General features: G+C 72.5%; 1 protein-coding gene. It reads right to left on the reverse strand.

Annotated elements, in window-relative coordinates; genetic code table 11:
- Positions 1–38: 38 nt before the first annotated feature.
- On the reverse strand, positions 39–825 hold a 787-nt coding region (locus NBZ85_RS31510), incomplete at its 5' end, for an HNH endonuclease family protein (protein ID WP_261563470.1).

The raw sequence follows: 825 nt of genomic DNA on the forward strand, positions 1-825 counted from the left end.
GGTGACTGTCAGCAGGGCGACGGGGGTGGTGCGGGCGGTCAGTGTGCGGCGGTGTTGCCCAGCGCTGACTGGGTGGGGCATTTCTGGAGCACTGTTCGCATTGCCTGGGCCTCCGCCGCTACCACCCACAGGTGGTAGCGGGACTTCAGCCCCACCTGGCGGGCGACGTACGGGCACTGCTCGCCGGGGCTGGGTGGCAGCCATTCGGACGCATCCTGGTCGCTCTTGCGCTGGTTCGTCGGGCCGTCCACGGCGAGCAGGTTCTCCGGGTCGTTCGCGAACTGCAGGCGCTGGGCGGCGGTCCAGTCCAGTGCGCCGGTCCGCCAGGCGTCGGCCAGCGCGACGACATGGTCGATCTGCACGGCCGAGGCGTTGCGGGAACGATCGAAGCGGATGATCCGGGTCGTGTACGGATCGGTGAGCTCGCCGGTGAGCACCGTGCAGCCGTCGGATCGCCGCACGGTGGTGCTGTGCAGGTCACGGCGCAGGACGTCGTTGCGGGTGTCGCAGCCGTTGTGGTCGACGTCCGACCAGGCGGCGCCGAACTTGTCGCGCTGGTACTTCGGCGAGTTGTCCTCGGCGCGGACCGGCAGTTTGCCGAGCAGCGCGAGCGCCGAGCCCGCGGCTCCCCGGGAGCCGGCGCCCGCCGCGCCTGGCTGCCCGTCGGCAGCCGCGGACGGATTCGCCGTGCCGGTCTGGTCGCCGAGGTCGTCGCAGGCGACCAGCGCCGTGGCCAGCGCGAGCAGCAGCGCCAGCCCGACGTACCTGATCCGCCGAACCGATCCGGTCTGCCCGCCCCGGCGGCACCCGACCGCACCCGCACCG

Origin of the sequence: Frankia tisae, from assembly GCF_025403405.1 — a bacterium.
In the GTDB taxonomy this organism is placed as follows: Bacteria; Actinomycetota; Actinomycetes; order Frankiales; family Frankiaceae; genus Frankia; species Frankia tisai.